1 protein-coding gene is annotated in these 942 nt (G+C 68.0%); it reads left to right on the plus strand.

The window, feature by feature from the left end; all coding sequences use genetic code 11:
* Positions 1–942, plus strand: a 942-nt coding sequence (locus B4M60_RS09425; protein ID WP_291082738.1) for a catalase, incomplete at both ends; no start/stop codon positions are given.

A 942-nucleotide genomic window follows, 5' to 3' on the forward strand; every position in this document is an offset into this window, starting at 1 on the left:
GCCCGGATCTCCGACACCGACCACTCGCAGAAGGCCGGGCGCCGCGGGCCCACCCTCCTGCAGGACCACCACCTGCGCGAGAAGATCATGCACTTCGACCACGAGCGGATCCCGGAGCGTGTCGTCCACGCCCGCGGGGCCGGCGCGCACGGCGTCTTCCGGGCCAACGGCGCCGCCGCGAGCGTCTGCCGCGCCGGCGTGTTCGAGGACGGCAAGGAGACCGAGGTCTTTGTCCGCTTCTCCACCGTCCTCGGCTCGCGCGGTTCTGCCGACACCGTCCGCGACACCCGCGGCTTCGCGACCAAGTTCTATACCGACGAGGGCACGTGGGACCTCGTGGGCAACAACATCCCGGTCTTCTTCATCCAGGACGCCATCAAGTTCCCGGACGTGGTCCACGCAGCCAAGCCGCACCCGGATCGAGAGATCCCGCAGGCGCAGAGCGCGCACGACACCTTCTGGGACTTCGTCTCGCTGCACACCGAGGCGCAGGCGCACACGCTGTGGAACATGTCCGACCGCGGCATCCCGCGCTCCTACCGGATGATGGAGGGCTTCGGCGTCCACACCTTCCGGTTGATCAACGAGGCGGGAGAGACCAGCCTCGTCAAATTCCACTGGAAGCCCCGCCTCGGCGTGCACTCGCTGGTGTGGGAGGAGGCGCAGATCGCCGCCGGGATGGACCCCGATCTCCACCGGCGCGACCTGGCCGACGCGATCGAGTCCGGCGCCTACCCCGAGTGGGACCTGGGGATCCAGGTGTTCCCGGACACGGTGGACTCCGACGGTGTGAGCGAGATGTTCAACGGCATCGACCTGCTCGACCCCACCAAATTCGTACCCGAGGAGCAGGCACCGGTGCAGCTCATCGGCACCATGACGCTCACCGGCAACCCGAAGAACTTCTTCGCGGAGACCGAGCAGATCGCGTTCCACCCCGGC

The sequence above is a fragment of the Dietzia sp. UBA5065 genome, from assembly GCA_002415925.1.
Classification (GTDB): domain Bacteria; phylum Actinomycetota; class Actinomycetes; order Mycobacteriales; family Mycobacteriaceae; genus Dietzia.